This is a genomic window from Comamonas sp. GB3 AK4-5 (assembly GCF_041320665.1).
Lineage (GTDB): Bacteria > Pseudomonadota > Gammaproteobacteria > Burkholderiales > Burkholderiaceae_C > Comamonas.
Genome location: NZ_CP166730.1, coordinates 2708209 through 2729388, shown reverse-complemented (window position 1 = coordinate 2729388; position 21180 = coordinate 2708209). Strand labels below are relative to the sequence as shown.

Sequence of the window (21180 nt, the reverse complement as noted above, 5' to 3'; positions counted from 1 at the left end):
CTTTGCTGGGGCAGCCCATGCTGCAGGGTGGCGCGGACGGTCTAGGCCCTTGCTGGCCGTCCCGCGCATGGGTTGTGCCAGTTTCATGTGCAGCGCTGGGGCGCGCTGCATGGGATGCTATTTTTAGAATAGCGCTCTGTACTTATATAGCAAGCGTTTGCGGTGTTTTTCCGTTGATTGCTAGGCGCAAAAAAAAAGCAGCCCGCAGGCTGCCTGGTGGTGCGAAAGAAGCGAGGGGCTTATCCCAGCAGCAGGGCGTCATCGGCCAGTTTTTCGCCACGCACTTTCTCGAACATGTGCAGCAGGTCGGGCACGTCCATGTTCGCGCGTTCCTCGCCGCTCACGTCTAGCACCACATTGCCCTGGTGCAGCATCACGGTGCGCTCGCCCACGTCCAGGGCCTGGCGCATGCTGTGGGTCACCATCATGGTGGTCAGTTTGCTCTCGGCCACGATGCGGGCGGTGAGCTGCAGCACAAAGTCGGCGGTGCGCGGGTCCAGGGCGGCCGTGTGTTCATCAAGCAGCAAAATACGCGAGGGCTGGAGTGCAGCCATCAACAGGCTCACGGCCTGGCGCTGGCCGCCCGAGAGCAGGCCGATGCGGTCGGTGAGGCGGTTTTCCAGGCCCAGGCCCAGCGTGGCCAGGCGCGCACGGTAAAGCTCGCGCTGCTGGGTTTTGACGGCCGAGGACAGGCCGCGCGATGTTCCCCGACATTGGGCCAGGGCCATGTTTTCTTCGATGGTCAGGTCTTCACAGGTGCCGGCCATGGGGTCTTGAAACACGCGGGCCACGCGGTGGGCACGGTCCCAGACGGGGCGGCGGGTCATGTCTTCGCCGGCAATGTGGATGCTGCCCTTGTCCACGCTCTGGTCGCCGGAGACGGCGTTCAAAAAAGTGGACTTTCCGGCCCCATTGGAGCCGATGACGGTGACGAACTGGCCGTCGGGAATCTCCAGCGACAGACCGCGCAGGGCGCGGGTTTCAATCGGCGTGCCGGGGTTGAAGGTGAGTTCGAGGTTTTTAGCGCTCAGCATGGGGTGTTCTCCGGTCAGCGGCAGTGAGGCGCTGCACTGAAATCTGGTGGGGCCTTTGTGGGGGGCACCGAGCAAGGGCCCAGCGAGGGTGCCGCCCCTCTTCAAGAGGGAAGCGGCAGCCGCTCAGGGGTTACTTTCTTTTCAGCTTGCGCTTGAGCTGGGGAATGACCAGGGCCACGGTCACCAGCACGGCGGTCACCAGGTTCAAATCCTGGGCCTTGAGGCCGATGAAGTCGCTGTTGAGGGCCGCCGCAATGAAGAAGCGGTAGACGATGGCGCCGACCACCACGGCCAGCGTGCACCAGATGATTTTGCGCGAGGGTAGTATGGATTCGCCCACGATCACGGCGGCCAGGCCGATGACGATGGTGCCAATGCCCATGGAAATGTCGGAGCCGCCCTGGGTCTGCACAAACATGGCGCCGGCCAGGCCCACCAGGGCGTTGGAAATGGCCATGCCCAGCAAGATCATGCCGCCGGTGTTCACGCCCTGGGCGCGGGCCATGCGGGCATTGGAGCCGGTGGCGCGAATGGCCAGACCGCGTTCGGTGGCAAAAAACCAGTCCAGGCCCAGCTTGGCGGCCACCACGATCACCAGCAGCAGCAGGGGACGGAAGATGTAGTCGTCCATGCCCTCGGGTTGCAGCATATTGAAGATGGTGGGGTCGTTGATCAGCGGGATGTTGGGGCCGCCCATGATGCGCAGGTTCACCGAGTACAGGGCAATCATCATCAGGATGGAGGCCAGCAGGTCCATGATCTTCAGGCGCACATTCAGCCAGCCTGTGACCAGACCGGCAACCGCGCCAGCAGCGGTGGCGGCCAGCGTGGCCAGCCAGGGGTTGACGCCTGCGGCAATCAGCACGGCGCAGACCGCGCCACCCAGGGGGAAGCTGCCGTCCACCGTGAGGTCGGGAAAGCGCAGCAGGCGAAACGAAATAAAGACACCGAGCGCCACCAGGGCGAAGATCAGGCCGATTTCGATAGCGCCGAAAAATGAGAACAGGGACATGGATGGGGGCAGGCGCCGGGCGCCACACATGGGGGAATGAACAAAGGCAGGGCCAAATCTACTTGGCGCCTGCCTTGGGTCTGCCCCGCAGGGCAGACAACACACGGTTCGGGAAAGGGGGGGGGATTACTTCACAACCTGGGCAGCGGACTTCACCAGCGCGTCGCTCAGCTTCACGCCTTGCTTCTCGGCAGCGCCGGGGTTCACGAACAGCTCCATCTTGGTGCTGACTTCGGGCTTGATGTCGCCGGGCTTTTCACCCTTGAGGATGCGCACCACCATGCGGCCGGTCTGCTCGCCCAGGTCACGGTAGTTGATGCCATAGGCGGCCACGGCGCCGCGCTTGACGGAGTCGGTGTCCGACGCCACCAGCGGGATCTTGGCATCCTGGCCCACCTTGACCAGGGACTCGTAGGCCGAGACCACGTTGTTGTCGGTGTTGGTATAGATCACGTCCACCTTGCCGATCAGCGAGCGGGCGGCGCTGCCCACGTCCACGGAGCGGGGGGCTGCGGCTTCCACCAGCGTCATGCCCAGGGTGGGCAGCAGCTTTTGCAGTTCCTTGACCACCACCACCGAGTTGGCTTCACCGGGGTTGTAGACCATGCCGATGCGCTTGGCGCCAGGCACGACCTGCTTGACCAGGTCCATCTGCTTGTCCAGAGCCAGCAGGTCGGACACGCCGGTCACATTGGTCTTGGAGGGCTCCCAGCTGGGCACCAGCTTGGCCGCCACGGGGTCGGTCACGGCGGAGAACACCACGGGCACATTCTTGGTGGCGGCCACCAGGGCCTGGGCCGAGGGGGTGGCAATGGCCACGATGGCGTCGGGCTTGTCACCCACAAACTTGCGGGCAATCTGGGCGGCGGTGCCGGTGTTGCCCTGAGCGCTTTGGTATTGCCACTTCAGATTCTTGCCGGACTCATAGCCAGCCTTCTTCAGCGCGTCCTGCACGCCGTCACGGACAGCGTCCAGGGCCGGGTGTTCGACGATGGCAGTCACGGCCACGGACTTTTCGGCCGCATAGGCGGGGGCGATAGCGGCGATGGCCAGTGCCATTGCACCCAAGGGTGCCCAGGACAGTTGCTTCATGAATGAATCTCCAGCTTGTTGTTGGTTGGTCTACCTGCTCGTCGGGGAGAAGGCAGCGCGGGGCAGTGACAGCTCCTCGGCGGGCAAGTCTAAAGCACGGACATGGGCTGCGGACTGCGGCGAAACACGGGGTTGTGACGCTTTTCTGACAGCTTGCAAGATTCCTGCAAGCGTTTCCCCGGGTTTGCACCTAGGTTTCGCCCTTCGCCGTGAAAACACAGTAAAAACGCCGGCAAACGCAGGTGCATATTGCGTATAAAGCTATGGTTTTTTGAGGGTGTTTCGGCCGTGATGCCGAGGGCGTGCAGCGGCCTGGGGCTTTACGGATACAGCTCGCACTCCAGCGCCCAGAAATGCGTCCAGACATGGTGCTGGCAGCGCTGGGTCCAGGGGGCCATGGCGGAGAGCAATTGCTCGCGGCTGGGGAAGTTCTTCAACACCTTGTGGGTCGATCCATCGGCCAGGGTGCGCAGCTGGTAGCTATTGCCATCGGCATCGTGCTCGGCAATCGGCGTGCTGCTGCCGGGCACGTACAAATTGTCCATGAAGACCAGGCGTGCGCCGGGCTGCAGCACGGCGTGCAGCGCCTGCAAAAAAGCGGGAATGCGCTGCAGCGGAATATGCGACCACCAGAAGCCGGCGAAGGCCGCCTCGAAAGGCAGACCGCTGGCATCCTGTGCGGGCGGCTGGTAGGCGTCACCGGTTTGCAGCCGTACCTGGGGGAAGCGTTCGGCTGGCAGACGCGTGCGGGCAATCTCCAGCGTCTCGCGTGCGCTGTCTATGCCGAGCACCTGTGTGGCGCTGGCGGCATAGAACTGCGTCCAGTAGCCGGTGCCGCAGGCGATTTCCAGCACCGAGCGCCCGGCCAGCACCGTAGGCAGCCAGGCTTCCATCTGGCGCAGATCGGCCTGGCGCTCGGGCTTTTGGTAGATCTGGTCGTATTCGCCCGCGCGGGCGGCGTAGTAGTCCTGCATGTTGTCTCCTCGTGATTGGCATTGGGGCTGTACTACACATCGCCCACATCGCTCAAAACCGGCACGACCCATGTCAGGGCACCGCGCAAGGGCCGCCCCGCAGCGCTGGTGCCGACCTCGGGGCATGTGCATGCCGTGCCCACGGGGATTTCTGTGGTCTTGCAAATATTTGGTGCAAGCCCTCGGGCGTATGAAACTGGCGCACTCCACGCCAGGGCACCGCACAAGGGCCGCCCCGAAGTGCTGGTGCCGTTCCCCTCCATCGCGCAGCGATAGAGAGGGGGAAGACGCGAAGCGGCTCAGGGGGTGCTTATCTTTTCTATAAAAAAAGGCCTGCAAAGCAGGCCTGGTGTGCACAAAGTGCTATCGCTATGGGTTTTTACATGCCCGAGTAGTTCGGGCCGCCGCCGCCTTCCGGCGTCACCCAGACGATGTTTTGTGTCGGGTCCTTGATGTCGCAGGTCTTGCAATGTACGCAGTTCTGGGCATTGATCTGTAAGCGTTTGGCATCGCCGCCCTTGTCTTCGTCGGCCACGAATTCGTAGACGCCAGCGGGGCAGTAGCGGGCCTCGGGGCCTGCGTACTTGGCTAGGTTGACGTTCACGGGCACGGATGCGTCTTTGAGCGTCAGGTGGGCGGGCTGGTCTTCGCCGTGGTTGGTGTTGCTGATGAAGACGCTGGAGAGGCGGTCAAAGGTCAGCTTGCCATCGGGCTTGGGGTAGGCAATGGGCTGGCATTCGGCCGCAGGCTTCAGGTACACATGGTCGGGTTTGTCGCGGTGCAGCGTCCACGGAATGTTGCCCTTGAGCACAAACTGTTCCAGACCATTCATGATGGTGGCGGTGGACAGGCCCTTCTTGAACCAGGTCTTGAAGTTGCGAGCCTTCCACAGCTCGTCGTACAGCCAGCTGTTTTCAAAAGCGGTTTCGTAGGCGGCGAGTACATCGCCCTGGCGGCCAGCGGTGACGGCGTCATAGATGGCGTCGGCGGCCAGCATGCCGGTCTTGATGGCGGCGTGGCTGCCCTTGATGCGGCTGACGTTGAGGAAGCCCGCATCGCAGCCCACCAGCGCGCCGCCGGGGAAGACGAACTTGGGCAGGCTCAGAATGCCGCCGGCCGTGATGGCGCGTGCGCCATAGGAGATGCGCTTGGCCGGCTTGATGCCCTTGGCCTCGTCGCCTTCCAGGTAGTAGCGGATATTGGGGTGGGTCTTCCAGCGCTGCATCTCCTCGAACGGAGAGAGGTAGGGGTTGGAATAGTCCAGACCCACCACGTAGCCCAGGGTGACCAGGTTGTCTTCCAGGTGGTAGAGGAAGCCGCCGCCATAGGTCTTGGCGTCCATGGGCCAGCCGCCGGTGTGCAGCACGGCGCCGGGCTGGTGGCGTGCGGGATCGATTTCCCACAGTTCCTTGATGCCGAGGCCGTAGGTTTGCGGATCCTTGTCCGCATCCAGCTGGAACCTGGCAATCAGCTGCTTGCCCAGATGGCCGCGTGCGCCTTCGGCAAACACCGTGTACTTGCCGTGCAGCTCCATGCCGAGCTGGAAGTCACCGGTGGGCTGGCCATCCTTGCCCACGCCCATATTGCCGGTGGCCACGCCCTTGATGGAGCCGTCGTCGTTGAACAGCACTTCGGCGGCGGTGAAGCCGGGGAAGATTTCCACGCCCAGGGCCTCGGCCTGGTCGGCCAGCCACTTGCTGACAAAGCCCAGGCGCACCACGTAGTTGCCCTCGTTGTGAAAGCACTTGGGCAGCAGGAAGTTGGGGGTGCGCAGCGAGCCTTTTTCGCTCAGGAACACCATGGCATCGGCCGTGACGGGCTGGTTCAAGGGCGCGCCCTTTTCCTTCCAGTCAGGGATCAGCTCGGTCAGCGCCTTGGGGTCCATGATGGCGCCCGACAGCGTGTGCGCGCCGGGCTCGGAGCCTTTTTCCAGCACCACCACGGAGATGTCCTGGCCTTTTTCGGCGGCCAGTTGCTTGAGGCGGATGGCGGTGGCCAGGCCACCAGGGCCGCCGCCGACCACCACCACGTCGTACTCCATGGCTTCGCGCGGACCGTACTGGGCCAAGATTTCTTCGTTTGTCATCGGGGTGTCTCGCTTATGAATAGTGAAAATCCGGTGGGGCTGTAGCCGCTGCTGCAGCGCCGCAAATTGCGGCTGATTCTATGCGGGAGCAAGGCATCTCCCAATCACTTGCGCGGCACAGGCATGCTCAGGCCGGAAATATGACGGCTTGCACATGTTTTGCTGACACCTTGGTGACGCAATCGCTGGTTTTCTTGCTGTGCTGCGAAGCCCATTTATGCCGTATCACGCCGTATGCGATGCCCCATCATCGGCTATGGTGCGGTGGCCGACCTTGACGCACATCGAATCCGCGATGCGCCAGTGGCCGGGGTCAGGAGGGGGCAGGGGTCAGGGTGCCAGACGTTCGCGCAGCCACCGCACGTTGTCATCGGTGCCTGCTTCGGCGCGGTAGCGCAGGCGGTCATGCAAACGGCTTTTGCGGCCCTGCCAGAATTCCCAGCGGTCGGGCACCAGGCGAAACCCCCCCCAGTGCGGCGGGCGTGGCGGGTTCAGCAGAAACTGGGCTCCATATTTGGCGGCATTGGCCACCAGCACGCCGCGTCCGGAAATCACCTGGCTTTGCGGGCTGGCCCAGGCGCCTATGCGCGAATCCAGTGGCCGGCTGCGGTAGTAGCTGTCGCTTTCCTCGTCGCTCACACGCTCCACCCGGCCCTCGATGCGCACCACGCGCTCCAGCTCCACCCAGTGAAACTGCAGCGCCGCAAACGGGTTGCCCGCCAGCTCCGAGCCCTTGCGGCTGTCGTAATTGGTGTACCAGACGATGCCGCGTGCGTCATAACCCTTGATGAGCACAATGCGGGTGCTGGGGCGCAGATCGCCACCCACGGTGGCCACGGTCATGGCATTGGGCTCCAGCACTTGGGCATTCACGGCTTCCTGCATCCACTGGTCGAACTGCGCCAGCGGATCGGCCTGGGAGGCCGCTTCATGGAGTTCTGCGCGCTCGTAGCTTTTGCGCAGGTCGGCAATGTGGGTGGAAATCTGGCTCATGCCGCCATTGTGCGCCTGCGTGCCAGGCATATAGGCCATACAGATCAGCAACCGGGTGGCAAGAGCGGTGCCCATGATGTCTCAGAGCGTGTTCACGCTCTCGGTGGGGCTGCAAAGATCATCTCAAGCTTTGTTTGATCCAATACGCATAAAGCTGGCGCAACCGAGCTCGGAGACGCCGCGCAAGGGCCGCCCCGCCGTGCCGGTGTCGTCCCCCTTGGGGGATGGCGTCGTAGGCGACCCAGGGAGTTATGACATCTTTTCCAGCGCTGCACACACATCGGCCATGCGGCCGCTGAGCACCATGCGGGCGTGGTCGTTGGCGTCGCTGCGCAGAATGCGCACCTTGTCGTCCAGGGTCACGGCGTCATAGCTGCTGTCGTTGGCGGCCATGGCAGGCAGTTGTGCGCCAGCAAGCGGGGCGGTCGGGGTGCTTGCATGGCTGGCAAGTCTGCCGGCGCTTGGCGCTGTGCCTGCGCGGGAGGCGCCGTGCCGCGCTGTAGTGCGGCGAGCCCGTGGCTGGCGCAGGGAAGAGGCTGTCGACAGCGCTGCCGACCGTGGTGCCGAGGTGGCAAAGCCGGCAAGGGTGCGGGATGTGGTGAACAGGCGCATGGAGGACTCGCTTTCTGTCGCGGGCGTAGAAACTCCCTCAGGCCATGAAAACCTGATGCGGAGCGGAAAAAAGGTGAGCAAAGCCCGACCGGGGCATGCGCGAGGCAGGTGCCGGTGCGGTGGCAGGCAGCGCCGTAGCGCTGGTGGGGAGGCTGCCGGGGCTCGGGCTGAGCCGGCGGCCTGTGGCGCTGGGCGCGTTACATCAGCGTGTTGCGGATCAGGCCCACGGCCAGGCCTTCAATGGCAAAAGGCTCTTCCGGATGCACATGGATGATGGGGTAGTCGGGGTTTTCGGGCAGCAGCTCGATGCGCTGGCCCGCGCGGCGCAGGCGTTTGACGGTGACGTCATCGCCCAGGCGGGCCACCACGATCTGGCCGTTGCGGGCCTCGTGGGTGGACTGCACGGCCAGCAGGTCGCCGTCCAGGATGCCGGCGTCGCGCATGGACATGCCGCGCACCTTGAGCAGGTAGTCGGGCTTGTGGGCAAACATGCTGGCCTCGACGGCATAGGTTTGGTCGATATGTTCTTGCGCCAGAATGGGCGAGCCCGCCGCCACCCGGCCCACCAGGGGCAGCTGCAGCGGCTGCATGGCGGACAGCGGCAGGGCAAAGCTGTTGCCGCGTGCGGCATTGATGCTGCGCACCGTCTCGGCGCACAGGCGAATGCCGCGCGAGGTACCGCTGACCAGCTCGATCACGCCCTTGCGGGCCAGGGCCTTGAGGTGCTCTTCCGAAGCATTGGCGGATTTGAAACCCAGGGTGTTGGCGATCTCGGCCCGGGTGGGCGGGGCGCCGGTGCGGGCAATGGCAGACTGGATCAGGTCCAGAATCTGCTGTTGCCGGGGGGTGAGCTTGGGGTGGTCCATGGGCATTCCTTGATCGATCAAAGATGAATACTGTGTGTTCATCCAGTACCTGTATTTTTGACCAGTTTGGAAAGGACTGCAAGTGGAATGTGGCAAAAACATCGTCATCCTGGGGACGGGGGGCACGATTGCGGGCTTGGCCGAGCATGCCGGTACCGGCGTGGGCTATCGCCCCGCCCAGTTGGGCGTGGCCGAGCTGCTGCAGGCCGTGCCCGATTTGCAGCAGCTGGCGGGTGCCGCGCTGCAGGCCGAGCAACTGGCCCAGCTGGACAGCAAGGATATGGATCACGCCACCTGGCTGCTGCTGGCCCGGCGCTGTGCCCAGCTGCTGGCGCGCGATGATGTGGCGGCCATCGTCATCACCCACGGCACGGACACGCTGGAAGAAACGGCCTGGTTTTTGCAATGCGTGCTGGCGCCTGCCAAGCCCGTGGTGCTGACCTGCGCCATGCGCCCGGCCACTGCCATTTCCGCCGACGGCCCGGGCAATCTGCGCGATGCCGTGGCCTGTGCGACCGATGCGGCTGCACAGGGGCGGGGCGTGTTGGTCGTGGCTGCGGGGCGGGTGTTCAGCGCCCGCCAGGTGTGCAAGGTCCACCCCTACCGGGTGGATGCATTCGACGGCGGCGAAGCCGGCCCGCTGGGCTGGGTGGAAGAGGGGCGGGTGCGCTGGGCGGCAGCCAGCATGGCGGCGGTCCAGGTCCAGTCCGCACCGCAGCCCCCGGCTACGGCCTTGCCGGAGGCCGAGTCTTGGCCGCAGGTGGAGGTGCTGCTCAGCCATGCGGGCAGCAGCGCCGCCGCGGCCCTGGCCCAGGTGCAGGCCTTGTGCGCGGCCGGCGTGCGCGGGCTGGTGGTGGCGGGCACCGGCAACGGCACCACCCACAAAGCCCTGGATGCCGCGCTGGACCATGCCCAGGCGCATGGCCTGGCTGTGCGCTGCACCACGCGCTGCGCCCAGGGCCGCATCGTCCAGGCCCAGGGTGCCGATGACAGCCGCGTGAGCGCACTGCCTGCGGTGAAGGCGCGCATCAGCCTGATGCTGGAGCTGATGGGTTGGCCCCGAACGGATAGATAGTGTGGCGGCGGAGGCTGGGGCGCCTCCATCTCAACCTTTCCCCAAAAGGGGAAGGCGTCGGGCCGCTAGGCAGAGCTAAAAAGTGAGCTGCCTGTGCAGTCAGGTGCTGCGTTTTCCTTGGATTTGTCCATAAAAAAGGCCGGTGTCACCACCGGCCTTTTGCTGTGCAGCAGCTGCGATCAGGATGCCAGAGCGCTCAGCGCGCGCTGGGTGATTTCTTCCACGCTGCCGGTGCCGCTGATGGCGCGGTACTTGGGGGCAGCAGCGGCGTCGGCCTTGGCCCAGTTGCTGTAGTAGTCCACCAGGGGGCGGGTCTGGTTGCTGTAGACATCCAGGCGCTTTTTGACGGTTTCTTCCTTGTCGTCTTCGCGCTGCACCAGCTCTTCACCGGTGACATCGTCCTTGCCTTCCACCTTGGGTGGGTTGAACTTGACGTGGTAGGTGCGGCCCGAAGCGGGGTGGCTGCGGCGGCCGCTCATGCGCTCGATGATGGCGTCAAACGGCACATCGATTTCCAGCACATAGTCCAGCTTCACGCCGGCGGCCTTCATGGCTTCGGCCTGGGGAATGGTGCGAGGGAAGCCGTCGAACAGAAAACCCTGGGCGCAGTCGCTCTGGGTGATGCGGTCCTTGACCAGGTTGATGATCAGCTCATCGCTGACCAGCTGGCCGGCATCCATCACGGCCTTGGCTTGCAGGCCCAGGGGGGTTCCGGCCTTGACGGCGGCGCGCAGCATGTCTCCGGTGGAGATCTGCGGAATGCCGTACTTCTGGCAGATGAAAGCAGCTTGCGTGCCTTTGCCGGCGCCGGGTGCGCCCAACAAAATCAGTTTCATGGAATTCCTCGAGATGGGTGATATCGGGCCTCAGTCCGCGCGTTCACGCCCTACGTTGGGGCAGGAGGCAGACCGGCAGTGTTTTTTCGCGGGCAAGGATAGCACGCATGCACCTGACAGCCGCTTACATGCATGGGCTGCATATCTTGCATGGCGCGGGCGGTGCAAAGGGAGTGGCGACAGGCTTGTGTCAGGCCGGCCAGCGGTGCGTGCGGCAGGTCTTGTGCAAGAGTGCAAAGCAGTCTTCTACAAGAATGCCGTGGCGCGCTTTGTGAAAAAGTGAGCGGCAGTCACTGGTGTGCTCTGCCTTTGCGCATGCTTTTGCTGCGAAGTGCAGGAAACATGCGTGCAAACTGCTCTCTTTTTACGGATTGTGTCTATTCAGTGACGGGCCAGCAGCGCACGCACGCGCTCCAGATCTTCGGGCGTGTCCACGCCGGCGCCGGGCGCGTTCTGTGTCACATGCACGGCAATCTGGTGGCCATGCCACAGGGCGCGCAGCTGCTCCAGGGCTTCGACCTGCTCCGTGGGGGCGGGCGTGAGCTGCGGAAACTGGCGCAGAAACCCCGCGCGGTATGCGTAAATTCCGATGTGGCGCAGCGGCCCAAAGCCGGTCTGCGCCGCTGGAGCGGCGTCCCACCAGGCGCTGCCGTTGTGGTCGCGGTGGTGGGGAATGGGGGCGCGGCTGAAGTAATGCGCCAGGCCCAGGGCGTTGCACACCACTTTCACCACATTGGGGTTCTGGTAGTCGGCCAGGCTGGCAATGGGATGGGCAGAGGTGGACATGCTGGCCTGGGGGCGGGCCTGCAGCAGCTGGGCCACGGCGTCGATCAATGCCGGATCGATGAGGGGCTCATCGCCTTGTACGTTGACCACGATGTCGTCGCCCTGCAGTCCCAGCTGTTCGCAGGCTTCGGCCAGGCGATCGCTGCCGCTGGGATGGTCTTCGCGGGTGAGCACGGCCTGCACACCATGTTGGGCGCAGGCCTGGGCAATGGCGGCGCTGTCGGCGGCCACCACCACGCGGCTGGCAGCACTCAATGCGGCCTGGCGGGCCACACGCACCACCATGGGCAGGCCGGCAATATCGGCCAGCGGCTTATTGGGCAGGCGGCTGGAAGCCAGGCGCGCGGGGATCAGTACGGTAAAGGGAACGGCAGCAGACATGGCGGCAAGGCTTTCCAGGGGGATTCAGGCTTCCAGTTCTTCGTCGCTCAGGGTGCGGGCTTCGTTTTCCAGCAGCACGGGGATGCCGTCGCGCACGGGGTAGGCCAGGCGGGCGCTGCGCGAGACCAGTTCCTTGCGTTCGGCGTCATAGCGCAGCGGGCCCTTGGTGACGGGGCAGACCAGCAGTTCAAGCAGTTTGGGATCCATGGGGTGTTCCTGCAAAAGTGAGGGGCGGCAGCCTGGGGCTGGCGCAATCAATGGGGGTCAATGATAGTCAGCCTGGCTGGCCCGGATGGGCAGCGCGGGCGCGAAAGCGGCGCAATTCGGTATCCAGCAAATCCCAGAAGGCCTGGGGCAGCGAAAGCTGCAGCGGCACGGCCCAGGCCTCGGGGTGGTTGCGCCAGAGTTTGATGGCGTCTTTTTCGGTGCAAATCAGCGGCTGGAGCTTTCCCAGTTTGCGTGAGAAGCTCTCGAAATCATAGTGATCCGGCAAGGCCTGGGTGGCGGCGGTGGTAATGCCGCAGGCGTTCAACATGGCAAAAAACGCCTCGGGCCTGGCCACAGCGGCCACGGCCTCCGCCGGCTGGTGGGCAAGGGCGGTCAGCGGGCAGGCTTCGCCCAGGCCATTGTGGGCCACGGGGGCCAGCTGGCGCTGGAGGGCAAAAGCCGGGGCGCTGCCCAGGGGGTGGGGCGGCTGGCCTGCATACAGCGTGGCTGTCACCGGGCGCGGCCAGGGCTCACGCAGCGGGCCGGCGGGCAGCAAAAAGCCGTTGCCCACGCCCTCGTCGTTGAACACGCACAGCTCCACATCACGGGCCAGGGCCAGGTGTTGCAGGCCGTCGTCGCTGACGATGATGTCCACATCGGGGTAGCGCTGGCGCAGGGCACGCACGGCTTCCATGCGCCGGGCGGCCACAAACACCGGCACACCGGTGCTGCGCGCCAGCAGGGCGGGCTCGTCGCCCACCTCGTGGGCGGGGCTGTCTGGCAAGGCCTCGCGGCAGTCCGTGGTCTGGCGACCATAGCCGCGCGAAACAATGCCCGGCTGCCAGCCCTGGGCTTTCAGGTGGGCGGCCACGGCCTGGGTCACGGGGGTCTTGCCCGCGCCGCCGGCAATCACATTGCCCACGACGATGACGGGAATGCCCGCACTTTGCTGGCCGCGCCGCATGCGCCGCGCATTCCAGCCCTGCAGCACGCCATAGAGCTGGGACAGCGGCCACAGCAGCCAGGCGCCCAGGCCGCGCTGGCGCCACAGGGCACGCAGACCAGTGGCTTGGGGGGCGGGGCGGGAGTGGGGGGAAGACATGTGGGCGCTGATCATAAGTCCGCTATCAGGATGCGAGCGCTGCGCTCAACAACTGAAGGGATAGCGCATGCCGGAAGACAGGCTGCCGTCGGGGTTCAGCATCCAGCGCTGCTCGCCCCGGCGGACCACGACAAAGCCGCAGCCCAGGTCTTGGACGCTGTCAAAGCTGCGCTCGGGCATATCGGCCCCTTGCGGCGTGACCAGGCTGTAGGGTGGTTGCGTCGGTGTTTGCAGCAGTAGGGCGCCGCTGTCCAGGACATAGACCAGCTCGCCGGCGATGTCGCTGGCGCTGCGTTCCAGTGCCAGCAGCGGCCCCTTCAACTGCTTGCGGTAGACCTGGGTTTGGCCATCGATGGCGTAGGCGAAATAGGGGCGACCGCGCTCCGGCTGGCGCAGGCAGTAGCGGGCGGGCACGGCCGCCTCCAGCAGCGGCTGCAGCGCTTCGTTGTACAGACGGCAAGGGCCTGGCCGGCCTTGGTCATCCAGCTCCTGGGTCTGGATCACCAAGGGGTCGCTGGCGGAGGGCGGCTGGCTGCTTTCCTGGGGATACCAGCCGTGGATAAAGCCGATGCGGTCAAAGCGCGGCAGCGCAAGAGGCTGGCCATCCAGGGTGTGCAGCTGCAGGCCGTTGTCATCCCGGGCGAGTAGATAGCTGGGCAATGATGTGGGCTCGCCCTGGCTGCTGCGCACGAAGTCGGTGATCTGACCTACGCCCTGCCAGTGCGGAGCCAGTACTTCGTGCAGGCTGGCCAAATCCAGCAGGCCCACGCCGCCCGTGGGATGGATGGAAATCACAAGCTTGTTGGTGGCGTGCAACTCGGTATTGGCCGAGGGGATGGGTGCCAGGCTGTAGCTGCCGTGGTATTGGTGGGGCGAGCTGGCCACCAGCTTGCCCCGGGTAAAGCGCAGATAGGAGAAGGCGGTTTCTGCACCGCTGGGATTGGCGATGGCCAGTGTGCGTTTGAGCAGTACGCTGTGCGGGATGTCGCTCGCGGTGTATGCGTCAGCGATGGAGGCAAAGGCTGGCACACCGAGGGAGCTGCCACCTGCATCGAACAATTCGCCACAGCCCTGGCGGTAAGCCGCAAAGCCTATGGCCTTGCCGCCCAGGGAGAGGGTTTCAATCGACTCGTATGCCACCCGCTGCGCGGCCCGGGCATGGCGGAAAACATAGCGCTGTGTGCCATCGGGCTGCGGCACGCTGCGCACCGCGGCAAACCAGGCGGAATCGCGCTCGAGCGCACCCTTGTAGCCTATGTGGGGATAGCCGTTATAGGGCTCTGCGACCACCGGGTGTTGTGCATCCGGGACGCAGGCGGTGATGGCGCCGTCCTGCGCTGTGGCAGGCTGGCTCCAGGCCGGCGTGATCAGCCAGGCCAGCAGCAAGGTGGGCCAGAGGCGGTGCTTCATGCGCGTTTCGGTGGGCAGCGCGCGAGGCGCACGCTGCCGGTGCGGATTTACTGGCCCCGGCCTGCCGAGGACTGGGTGGCAAAGGTGATCTGCGACAGGCCGGCATGGCGGGCGGCCTCCATCACGGTCACCACGGCCTGGTGGGGGGCTGCGGCGTCGGCATTGATGATGACCACGCTGTCGCTGCCAGCCTTGGCGGCATCGCGCAGGCCGGCGGCCACGGCGTTCACGCTGCGGTCGGCCAAGGCTTGCTTGCCGATGACGTAATTGCCTTCGGCGGTGACGGCAATCAGCACCTCACGTGGGCGGTCGCGCTGCTGCTGTACATCGGCCGTGGGCAGGGTCAGCTGCAGCTCGGTAAAGCGGCTGTAGGTGGTGGACAGCATCAAAAAGATCAGGACCACCAGCAGCACATCGATGAAGGGGATCAGATTGATCTCCGGCGCTTCGGTGCGGCGGGAGCGGAAGTTCATGGCCATGGGGCGCTCTTCGCTGGCGGAGCTTCAGCCGCGCAGCCGCGCCAGATGGCGGGCGAACTGCTCGGCCGCCAGCTCCAGGCCCAGCAGATAGCTGTCCACCCGGGCGCGAAAGTAGCGCCAGAAGATCAGCGTGGGAATGGCCACGATCAGGCCGAAGGCGGTGTTGTACAGGGCAATCGAGATGCCATGTGCCAGCTGTGCCGGATTGCCGCCTCCCACGGCGCCGCCGCCAGATTGGGAGCCGAAGATTTCGATCATGCCGATGACCGTGCCCAGCAGGCCCAGCAGCGGCGCGGCCGAGGCGATGGTGGCCAGTGCGCCCAGGTATTGCTCCAGGCGGTGGGCCACGGCGCGGCCGGTGTTTTCCATTTGGGCCTGCACATCTTCGTGGCTGGCATGTGGGTTGTGGCGCAGCACTTGCAGGCCGCTGGCCAGCACTTCACCCAGGGCGCTGTTTTGCGCCAGCTGGGCCACGGTTTGCTCGCCGGGCAGGCCTTTGTGGCTGACGGAGATGGCTTCCTGCAGCAGCTGCGGCGGCGCAACGCGGGCGGTGCGCAGGGCCAAAAAGCGTTCGATGATCAGGGCGAGGGCCAGGATGGAGCAGGCAATCAGAGGCCAAATAGGCCAGCCTGCGGCTTGTATGATCGACAGCAAAGTTGTTGTTCTCCGCAATAAAGCTGCAGCTGCCCATTATGGCGCAGTAGGCAGCCGTCCTACGCGCAGCAGACGGGGCGCTGTCATGTATCGGCCTTGTTTTGAAATGCATATAACACAGAAATTTCTGTGGATAACTTTGTGCGCAAGCACAAAGCCAGTGCAGCGCTGTGCGCCTGACTGAAGGCCCGCTGAATGCAAGGCCGTCGCGGTACCTGAATTAAATTAAGAAAAATCAAGATCTTGCATCGTTGTTTGCAAGTGTTTTTTGAGTTCTCATTGCTAATGCGCCAGGTCTGCGCGGGCGTGCACGTTGTGGATAGCCTGCCCCGCACCTGCGGTTTACCCCCCTTGATCACTGCCTATGTTTGACCCTCATCAGCCTTCCGCTGCACCTACAGTCTGGTCCGTGGGGGCGCTGTGCCGCGCCGTGGCCGACAGCCTGGAAGCGCGCTTCAACCCCGTGGCCGTGCGTGGCGAGATCACCGGTTTCTCGCGCGCGGCCAGTGGCCATTGCTATTTCTCCATCAAGGATGCGGCCGGCCAGATCCGCTGCGCCATGTTTCGCCGCGCCGCCAGCGGCCTGAGCTTCACGCCGCGCGACGGCGAGCTGGTGGAGCTGCGCGGCCGCCTGGGCGTGTACGAGCAGCGCGGCGACCTGCAGCTCATCGTTGAAACCTTGGAACGCGCCGGCCAGGGCGCGCTGTTCGAGCAGTTTTTGCGCCTCAAGGCCCAGTTGGAGGCCGAGGGCCTTTTCGATACCGCGCGCAAACGCCCGTTGCCGGTGATGCCGCGCGGCATAGGCCTGGTCACCTCGCCCGGCGCCGCTGCGCTGCACGATGTGGCCACGGCCTTGCAGCGGCGCGTGCCGCATATTCCGGTGGTGTTGGCACCGGCCCTGGTGCAGGGCGTGCAGGCGCCGGCCTCGCTGGTGGCGGCGCTGCAGCAGCTGTATGCGCGAGCCGAGCAGCCGCGTGCGGGCGAGCCCCCCATCGATGTGATCTTGCTGGTGCGCGGCGGCGGCTCCATGGAAGACCTGTGGGGCTTTAATGACGAGGAACTGGCCCGCACCATCGTCCAAAGCCCGGTGCCCCTGGTCAGCGGCGTAGGCCATGAGACCGATTTCACCATCGCCGATTTCTGTGCCGATCTGCGTGCGCCCACGCCCACGGCTGCGGCCGAGCTGGTGGCCCAGCCGCGCGATGCCTGGCTGAATGCGCTGGACCAGCTGGAGGTGCGCACCCAGGGCAGCCTGGAGCGCTGGCTGGACAAACAAGGCCAGCGCCTGGACCTGGCGGCCCAGCGCCTGGGCAGGCCCTCGGGCAACCTCGCCCAGCAAAGGCTGCGCTGCGCGCGCCTGGCCCAGCAGGTGCAGCATGCGGCGCTATTACAACTGAAGCTGGAGACACAGAACGTACAAGCCTTGGAGGCAGGTTTGATGCCCGGTATGCAACGTGCGCTGCAGCAGTGTCGCCAGGGCATGGAGCAACTGGCACACAGGCTGGAGTTGCTGGACCCGCGCCGTGTGCTGCAGCGTGGCTACAGCCTGCTCACCAACAGCACCGGCCATGCCGTGACCCGGGTGGCAGAAGCCCCGGTGGGCGCTGCCCTCAAGGTGCATTTGTCGGACGGCAGCGTGGATGTGACGGTGACCCAGCCCAAGCTGCTGTGAGCCCATGCGCGTCGGTGCGCTCAACAAGATGGCAAATGGACGGCAAATACTGTAGGCCAAAATGCGCAGACAGCGCGCCTGGGCGACAAAAACGCGCACCATCGATGCGCGAATACCGCGGCAGGGCTGCGCTTGTTTCTACAATGCTTGCTGTGCCTAGTCTGAAGTTTGCGCTGCATCAAAGCCAAGCGGGCAAGGCCGCCGCCACTGCGCAATGCTGTGCAGCGCTGTGAAAAGGCTGCGCGGTGCGCCATTGGCGCGATCTCCACAACATCCAACCACACGAGGACCCACCATGGAATTCACCTTGCCCCAGCTGCCCTACGCCATCGACGCTCTGGCACCCGCATACAGCCAGGAAACGCTGGAATACCACCATGGCAAGCACCACAACACCTATGTGGTGAACCTGAACAACCTGGTGAAGGGCACCGAGTTTGAAGGCAAGTCGCTGGAAGAGATCGTCAAGAAGTCCAGCGGCGGCATCTACAACAACGCTGCCCAGCACTGGAACCACAGCTTTTTCTGGAACTGCCTGGCCCCCAACGGCGGCGGCGCTCCTAGCGGCAAGCTGGCCGAAGCCATTGATGCCAAGTGGGGCAGCTTCGACAAGTTCAAGGAAGAGTTCGCCAAGTCGGCCGCCGGCAACTTCGGCTCCGGCTGGACCTGGCTGGTGAAGAACACCGACGGCTCGGTGGACATCGTCAACACTGGCGCTGCTGGCAACCCCCTGGTCGACGGCAAGACCCCCTTGCTGACCGCCGACGTGTGGGAACACGCCTACTACATCGACTACCGCAATGCCCGTCCCAAGTTCCTGGAAGCCTTCCTGGGCAAGCTGGTGAACTGGAAGTTTGCCGAAGCCAATTTCGCTGCTTAATTGAGAGCGATATCTGCCCACCACGCCTGTGTGTGAGGCAGATTGGCCCATAAAAAAACCTCCTTCGGGAGGTTTTTTTATTTTCAAAGCGCAGCGCAGAACAATGCTGGCCGGAGCGGGCTTGGGAAGCGTTGCGGGAAGCAGGGCCTCCTCCACAACGCCCAGATGGCGCTTCAGGCCCACAAAACTGGCGCACTCCACGCCAGGGGCACCGTGCAAGGGCCGCCCCGCAGCACTGGTGCCGTTCCCCTCCCGCGCTTGCGCGAGAGAGGGGGAAGCGGCGAAGCCGCTCAGGGGGTGGTTTTAAAGGCCTCACCGGTGAGCTTGGCGCCGGCCTGTATGCCACGCTGGGCAAACCACCCCTGATTCATCTCCAGCACAAAGCGCACAGGCTTGGCCGAGCAGTGGGAGGTCTCGTCCAGCGGCTTCATATCGGCCAGGTTGACGATGGTGCCGTCGTCGGCCACAAAGGCCGCCGTCAGCGGCAGCACGGTGTTGCGCATCCAGAAGCACTGCACGCCAGGCTGGGCAAAGGCAAACAACATGCCCTCGTGCGCCGGCATTTGCTGGCGGAACATCAGGCCGGTCTGGCGGCTTTCATAGGTCTGGGCCACCTGGGCATCGATGCGGTACATGCCAATGCGCATCTCGGTGCGTGGCAAGTCCATCTGGGGCTGGCCTTGGACTGCGGCCGCAGGGGCTGGCGTTGCCGGCGTGCCGGTGCGTGCCAGTGCGGTGCCGGCCAGAGGCAGGGCGCAGGCCAGCAGGCACAGGCTGCCGAGGCGGCGCAAGGAGATGGGCCTGGTGAAGCCAAGGCGAAGGCGGTGGTGGCGCATTGGAACTCTCAAGGGATGGGGAAACGGCCGCAGCAAGCTGCTACCAGCCAACGACACATTGTGCGGCATGCGCAGACCTGGGTCAGCAAACTGACACATAGCGTGCCGTAGTTGACGCGAGGCAGTGGGTGCAGTCGATAGAATCGGCCGCAGTGCATGCAATACCCGTATATCTGGAGACCATAACGACATGACCGCCTACCAGCACATCGTGGTGCCACCCGCTGGCAAGAACATCACCGTTAACGCCGATCAAACCTTGAACGTACCCGATCAGCCCATCATTCCCTTTATTCAGGGCGATGGCGTGGGCGTGGACGTGAGCCCGGTGATGCGCAAGGTGGTGGATGCTGCCGTGGCGCAGATCTATGGCGGTCGCCGCCAGATCCACTGGATGGAAATCTACGCCGGCGAAAAAGCTGTGGGCCTGTACGGCCCGGATATGTGGCTGCCTGCCGAGACCGTGGATGTGGTGCGCACCCACCCGGTGTCCATCAAGGGCCCGCTGACCACGCCTGTGGGCGGGGGCATTCGTTCGCTGAACGTCACGCTGCGCCAGGAGCTGGATCTGTATGTCTGCCTGCGTCCGGTGCGGCATTTCCGCGGTGTGCCGTCTCCGGTGCGCGAGCCCGAGAAGACCCATATGGTCATCTTCCGCGAGAACTCGGAAGACATTTATGCCGGCATCGAGTTCGAAGCCGGCTCCGACCGCGCCAAGCGCCTGATCGAGTTCCTGAACAAGGAGCTGGGTGTGCAAAAGATCCGCTTCCCCGAGACCTCGGGCATCGGCATCAAGCCCATCTCCCGCGAAGGCACGGAGCGTCTGGTGCGCAAGGCCATCCAGTACGCCATCGACCAGGACAAGCCCTCGGTCACGCTGGTGCACAAGGGCAACATCATGAAGTTCACCGAAGGGAGCTTTCGTGACTGGGGCTATGCGCTGGCGTGCAAGGAGTTCGGTGCCGAGCCCATCGATGGCGGTCCCTGGATGCGCGTCAAAAACCCGCGCACCGGCGGTGACATCGTCATCAAGGATGTGATCACCGATGCGTTCTTGCAGCAGGTGCTGCTGCGCCCGGTGGAGTATTCGGTGATCGCCACCATGAATCTCAATGGCGACTACATCTCCGACGCCCTGGCCGCGCAGGTGGGCGGTATTGGCATTGCGCCCGGTGCCAATATGTCCGACTCCATCGCCATGTTCGAGGCCACCCATGGCACCGCGCCGCGCTACGCCGGCAAGGACTATGTGAACCCCGGCTCCATGATTTTGTGCGCCGAGATGATGCTGCGCCACATGGGCTGGAGCGAGGCGGCAGACCTCATTGTCGAGGGCATGGAGCGCACCATCCTCAGCAAAAAGGTGACCTATGACTTTGCCCGCTTGATGGCGGGCGCCCAGCAGGTCAGCTGCTCGCGCTTTGGTGACGAGATGATCGAGCAGATGCGCAATGTGTGAGGCGTAGCTCGTAGAGTCCGTCATTCAGCCCAGTGCGGCGCTCAGCAAAAAGGAACACCGAGGTGTTCCTTTTTTCATGGTTTTTGGCAGGCCTTATCGCACATTCCAGGCCATCAGCACGGCCTCTCCCTGGGTTGGGATGCTGGAGTGGCGCAGGGGAATAAGGTATTGGGAATCTGCAGCGCCTTGGCCGTAAAAAGGTATTTTTTGCAGCCAATCATCCCATTTCTGGCAGATGCCGGTGTCGTCTGCGGCAGCCAGAAACACCAGCTGCACCTTGTGCAGCGGGTCCAGGGATGGGGCGGCATCGAGCTGCAGCAGTTTCTCATGGTCACGCTGAATCTTCGCGCGCCATTTGTTCTGGGTACCACTGCCAACCAATGCCATTTCCATCAGGTATCGCCCCTGGCTGTGCGGACATGTGCTCAGCAAGTCACCCATGATGGCTGGCATGGGGTGCTGGCCCAGATTGCCATAGTGCGGTCGTCCCTCGCAGGCATGGCCTGCGCGCAGAAATGCCGCAAAAAGCTCCCAATTCAGCCATTCTTCAAAAGAGGCCCCGCTGTGGCTGAATGCATGCAGCAGATCGGACTTCCTCAAAAACCAGGGGCCCAGAATATCGACGACGGTTTGTGAAGCGTTGTATGCCATGGCATTGAAAAATAAAAATGGCTGCAAGCATGCAGCCATTTGGGAGGGGGCAGCTTTTCAGGTGCCATCACCTGCCGTTTTGC

The 21180-nt window shown here is 64.2% G+C and carries 21 protein-coding genes; 4 read left to right on the top strand and 17 right to left on the bottom strand.

Going from position 1 to position 21180, the window contains the following annotated elements:
* Positions 1 to 239: 239 nt before the first annotated feature.
* The 8 genes from ACA027_RS12285 to lexA all read right to left on the bottom strand — a co-directional run bounded on the left by ACA027_RS12285 (position 240) and on the right by lexA (position 8669).
* Positions 240 to 1034 carry an ABC transporter ATP-binding protein gene (locus tag ACA027_RS12285; RefSeq protein ID WP_370678516.1) on the bottom strand — a complete coding sequence of 265 codons (795 nt, stop codon included), beginning with the start codon at positions 1032 to 1034 and terminating at the stop codon, positions 240 to 242.
* A 130-nt stretch (positions 1035 to 1164) separates the two neighbouring features.
* Positions 1165 to 2046 carry an ABC transporter permease gene (locus tag ACA027_RS12280; protein ID WP_370678515.1) on the bottom strand — a complete coding sequence of 294 codons (882 nt, stop codon included), beginning with the start codon at positions 2044 to 2046 and terminating at the stop codon, positions 1165 to 1167.
* Positions 2047 to 2172: 126 nt separating this feature from the next.
* Complete coding sequence (locus tag ACA027_RS12275; protein WP_370678514.1) at positions 2173 to 3138, bottom strand: ABC transporter substrate-binding protein; 966 nt, start codon at positions 3136 to 3138, stop codon at positions 2173 to 2175.
* 320 nt (positions 3139 to 3458) lie between these two features.
* The gene (locus ACA027_RS12270) at positions 3459 to 4112 is read right to left on the bottom strand and encodes a class I SAM-dependent methyltransferase (RefSeq protein ID WP_370678513.1); all 654 of its coding nucleotides are present in this window, start codon (positions 4110 to 4112) and stop codon (positions 3459 to 3461) included.
* A 379-nt stretch (positions 4113 to 4491) separates the two neighbouring features.
* A complete protein-coding gene (locus tag ACA027_RS12265) occupies positions 4492 to 6198 on the bottom strand; it encodes an electron transfer flavoprotein-ubiquinone oxidoreductase (protein WP_370678512.1) in 1707 nt (568 codons plus the stop codon).
* A gap of 330 nt (positions 6199 to 6528) precedes the next feature.
* A complete protein-coding gene (pdxH, locus tag ACA027_RS12260) occupies positions 6529 to 7191 on the bottom strand; it encodes a pyridoxamine 5'-phosphate oxidase (protein WP_370682571.1) in 663 nt (220 codons plus the stop codon).
* Positions 7192 to 7440: 249 nt separating this feature from the next.
* Complete coding sequence (locus ACA027_RS12255; RefSeq protein ID WP_370678511.1) at positions 7441 to 7584, bottom strand: hypothetical protein; 144 nt, start codon at positions 7582 to 7584, stop codon at positions 7441 to 7443.
* 416 nt (positions 7585 to 8000) lie between these two features.
* The gene (gene lexA, locus ACA027_RS12250; protein WP_370678510.1) at positions 8001 to 8669 is read right to left on the bottom strand and encodes a transcriptional repressor LexA; all 669 of its coding nucleotides are present in this window, start codon (positions 8667 to 8669) and stop codon (positions 8001 to 8003) included.
* 82 nt (positions 8670 to 8751) lie between these two features.
* Here lexA and ACA027_RS12245 point away from each other — a divergent pair, with 82 nt between their 5' ends.
* Positions 8752 to 9744, top strand: a complete 993-nt coding sequence (locus tag ACA027_RS12245) for an asparaginase (RefSeq protein WP_370678509.1) — start codon at positions 8752 to 8754, stop codon at positions 9742 to 9744.
* 179 nt (positions 9745 to 9923) lie between these two features.
* Here ACA027_RS12245 and adk read toward each other — a convergent pair whose 3' ends face one another.
* The 7 genes from adk to ACA027_RS12210 form a co-directional block, all read right to left on the bottom strand.
* Positions 9924 to 10580, bottom strand: a complete 657-nt coding sequence (gene adk, locus ACA027_RS12240; protein ID WP_370678508.1) for an adenylate kinase — start codon at positions 10578 to 10580, stop codon at positions 9924 to 9926.
* Between the two features lie 381 nt (positions 10581 to 10961).
* Positions 10962 to 11747 (bottom strand): 3-deoxy-manno-octulosonate cytidylyltransferase, encoded by a 786-nt coding sequence (kdsB, locus tag ACA027_RS12235; RefSeq protein WP_370678507.1) that lies wholly within the window; start codon positions 11745 to 11747, stop codon positions 10962 to 10964.
* 24 nt (positions 11748 to 11771) lie between these two features.
* Positions 11772 to 11954 carry a Trm112 family protein gene (locus ACA027_RS12230; RefSeq protein WP_066531949.1) on the bottom strand — a complete coding sequence of 61 codons (183 nt, stop codon included), beginning with the start codon at positions 11952 to 11954 and terminating at the stop codon, positions 11772 to 11774.
* A gap of 67 nt (positions 11955 to 12021) precedes the next feature.
* Complete coding sequence (gene lpxK, locus ACA027_RS12225; RefSeq protein WP_370678506.1) at positions 12022 to 13056, bottom strand: tetraacyldisaccharide 4'-kinase; 1035 nt, start codon at positions 13054 to 13056, stop codon at positions 12022 to 12024.
* A 45-nt stretch (positions 13057 to 13101) separates the two neighbouring features.
* Positions 13102 to 14466: a hypothetical protein gene (locus ACA027_RS12220; RefSeq protein ID WP_370678505.1), complete on the bottom strand. Its 1365-nt coding sequence runs from the start codon at positions 14464 to 14466 to the stop codon at positions 13102 to 13104.
* A 47-nt stretch (positions 14467 to 14513) separates the two neighbouring features.
* On the bottom strand, positions 14514 to 14939 hold the full coding sequence (locus ACA027_RS12215) for an ExbD/TolR family protein (RefSeq protein WP_370682570.1): 426 nt from the start codon (positions 14937 to 14939) through the stop codon (positions 14514 to 14516).
* A 30-nt stretch (positions 14940 to 14969) separates the two neighbouring features.
* On the bottom strand, positions 14970 to 15599 hold the full coding sequence (locus ACA027_RS12210; protein ID WP_370678504.1) for a MotA/TolQ/ExbB proton channel family protein: 630 nt from the start codon (positions 15597 to 15599) through the stop codon (positions 14970 to 14972).
* 364 nt (positions 15600 to 15963) lie between these two features.
* Here ACA027_RS12210 and xseA point away from each other — a divergent pair, with 364 nt between their 5' ends.
* Both xseA and ACA027_RS12200 read left to right on the top strand, forming a co-directional pair.
* Positions 15964 to 17271 carry an exodeoxyribonuclease VII large subunit gene (gene xseA, locus ACA027_RS12205; RefSeq protein ID WP_370678503.1) on the top strand — a complete coding sequence of 436 codons (1308 nt, stop codon included), beginning with the start codon at positions 15964 to 15966 and terminating at the stop codon, positions 17269 to 17271.
* Positions 17272 to 17566: 295 nt separating this feature from the next.
* Positions 17567 to 18151 carry a superoxide dismutase gene (locus tag ACA027_RS12200; protein ID WP_370678502.1) on the top strand — a complete coding sequence of 195 codons (585 nt, stop codon included), beginning with the start codon at positions 17567 to 17569 and terminating at the stop codon, positions 18149 to 18151.
* A 290-nt stretch (positions 18152 to 18441) separates the two neighbouring features.
* On the opposite strand, the gene ACA027_RS12195 is transcribed toward ACA027_RS12200, so the two are convergent.
* Positions 18442 to 18987 carry a DUF192 domain-containing protein gene (locus ACA027_RS12195; protein ID WP_370678501.1) on the bottom strand — a complete coding sequence of 182 codons (546 nt, stop codon included), beginning with the start codon at positions 18985 to 18987 and terminating at the stop codon, positions 18442 to 18444.
* Between the two features lie 190 nt (positions 18988 to 19177).
* Here ACA027_RS12195 and icd point away from each other — a divergent pair, with 190 nt between their 5' ends.
* Positions 19178 to 20446 (top strand): NADP-dependent isocitrate dehydrogenase, encoded by a 1269-nt coding sequence (gene icd / locus ACA027_RS12190; protein WP_370678500.1) that lies wholly within the window; start codon positions 19178 to 19180, stop codon positions 20444 to 20446.
* 93 nt (positions 20447 to 20539) lie between these two features.
* Here icd and ACA027_RS12185 read toward each other — a convergent pair whose 3' ends face one another.
* Positions 20540 to 21097: a hypothetical protein gene (locus ACA027_RS12185; protein WP_370678499.1), complete on the bottom strand. Its 558-nt coding sequence runs from the start codon at positions 21095 to 21097 to the stop codon at positions 20540 to 20542.
* Positions 21098 to 21180 lie beyond the last annotated feature (83 nt).

Bases quoted from the DNA above. Each gene is read 5' to 3' on its own strand.
- ACA027_RS12285 (WP_370678516.1), bottom strand. From the start codon at position 1,034: ATGCTGAGCGCTAAAAACCTCGAACTCACCTTCAACCCCGGCACGCCG.
- ACA027_RS12215 (WP_370682570.1), bottom strand. From the start codon at position 14,939: ATGAACTTCCGCTCCCGCCGCACCGAAGCGCCGGAGATCAATCTGATC.
- ACA027_RS12270 (WP_370678513.1), bottom strand. From the start codon at position 4,112: ATGCAGGACTACTACGCCGCCCGCGCGGGCGAATACGACCAGATCTAC.
- adk (WP_370678508.1), bottom strand. From the start codon at position 10,580: ATGAAACTGATTTTGTTGGGCGCACCCGGCGCCGGCAAAGGCACGCAA.
- ACA027_RS12265 (WP_370678512.1), bottom strand. From the start codon at position 6,198: ATGACAAACGAAGAAATCTTGGCCCAGTACGGTCCGCGCGAAGCCATG.
- kdsB (WP_370678507.1), bottom strand. From the start codon at position 11,747: ATGTCTGCTGCCGTTCCCTTTACCGTACTGATCCCCGCGCGCCTGGCT.
- ACA027_RS12195 (WP_370678501.1), bottom strand. From the start codon at position 18,987: ATGCGCCACCACCGCCTTCGCCTTGGCTTCACCAGGCCCATCTCCTTG.
- lpxK (WP_370678506.1), bottom strand. From the start codon at position 13,056: ATGTCTTCCCCCCACTCCCGCCCCGCCCCCCAAGCCACTGGTCTGCGT.
- icd (WP_370678500.1), top strand. From the start codon at position 19,178: ATGACCGCCTACCAGCACATCGTGGTGCCACCCGCTGGCAAGAACATC.
- ACA027_RS12230 (WP_066531949.1), bottom strand. From the start codon at position 11,954: ATGGATCCCAAACTGCTTGAACTGCTGGTCTGCCCCGTCACCAAGGGC.
- lexA (WP_370678510.1), bottom strand. From the start codon at position 8,669: ATGGACCACCCCAAGCTCACCCCCCGGCAACAGCAGATTCTGGACCTG.
- pdxH (WP_370682571.1), bottom strand. From the start codon at position 7,191: ATGAGCCAGATTTCCACCCACATTGCCGACCTGCGCAAAAGCTACGAG.
- ACA027_RS12280 (WP_370678515.1), bottom strand. From the start codon at position 2,046: ATGTCCCTGTTCTCATTTTTCGGCGCTATCGAAATCGGCCTGATCTTC.
- ACA027_RS12275 (WP_370678514.1), bottom strand. From the start codon at position 3,138: ATGAAGCAACTGTCCTGGGCACCCTTGGGTGCAATGGCACTGGCCATC.
- ACA027_RS12255 (WP_370678511.1), bottom strand. From the start codon at position 7,584: ATGGCCGCCAACGACAGCAGCTATGACGCCGTGACCCTGGACGACAAG.
- xseA (WP_370678503.1), top strand. From the start codon at position 15,964: ATGTTTGACCCTCATCAGCCTTCCGCTGCACCTACAGTCTGGTCCGTG.
- ACA027_RS12185 (WP_370678499.1), bottom strand. From the start codon at position 21,097: ATGGCATACAACGCTTCACAAACCGTCGTCGATATTCTGGGCCCCTGG.
- ACA027_RS12200 (WP_370678502.1), top strand. From the start codon at position 17,567: ATGGAATTCACCTTGCCCCAGCTGCCCTACGCCATCGACGCTCTGGCA.
- ACA027_RS12220 (WP_370678505.1), bottom strand. From the start codon at position 14,466: ATGAAGCACCGCCTCTGGCCCACCTTGCTGCTGGCCTGGCTGATCACG.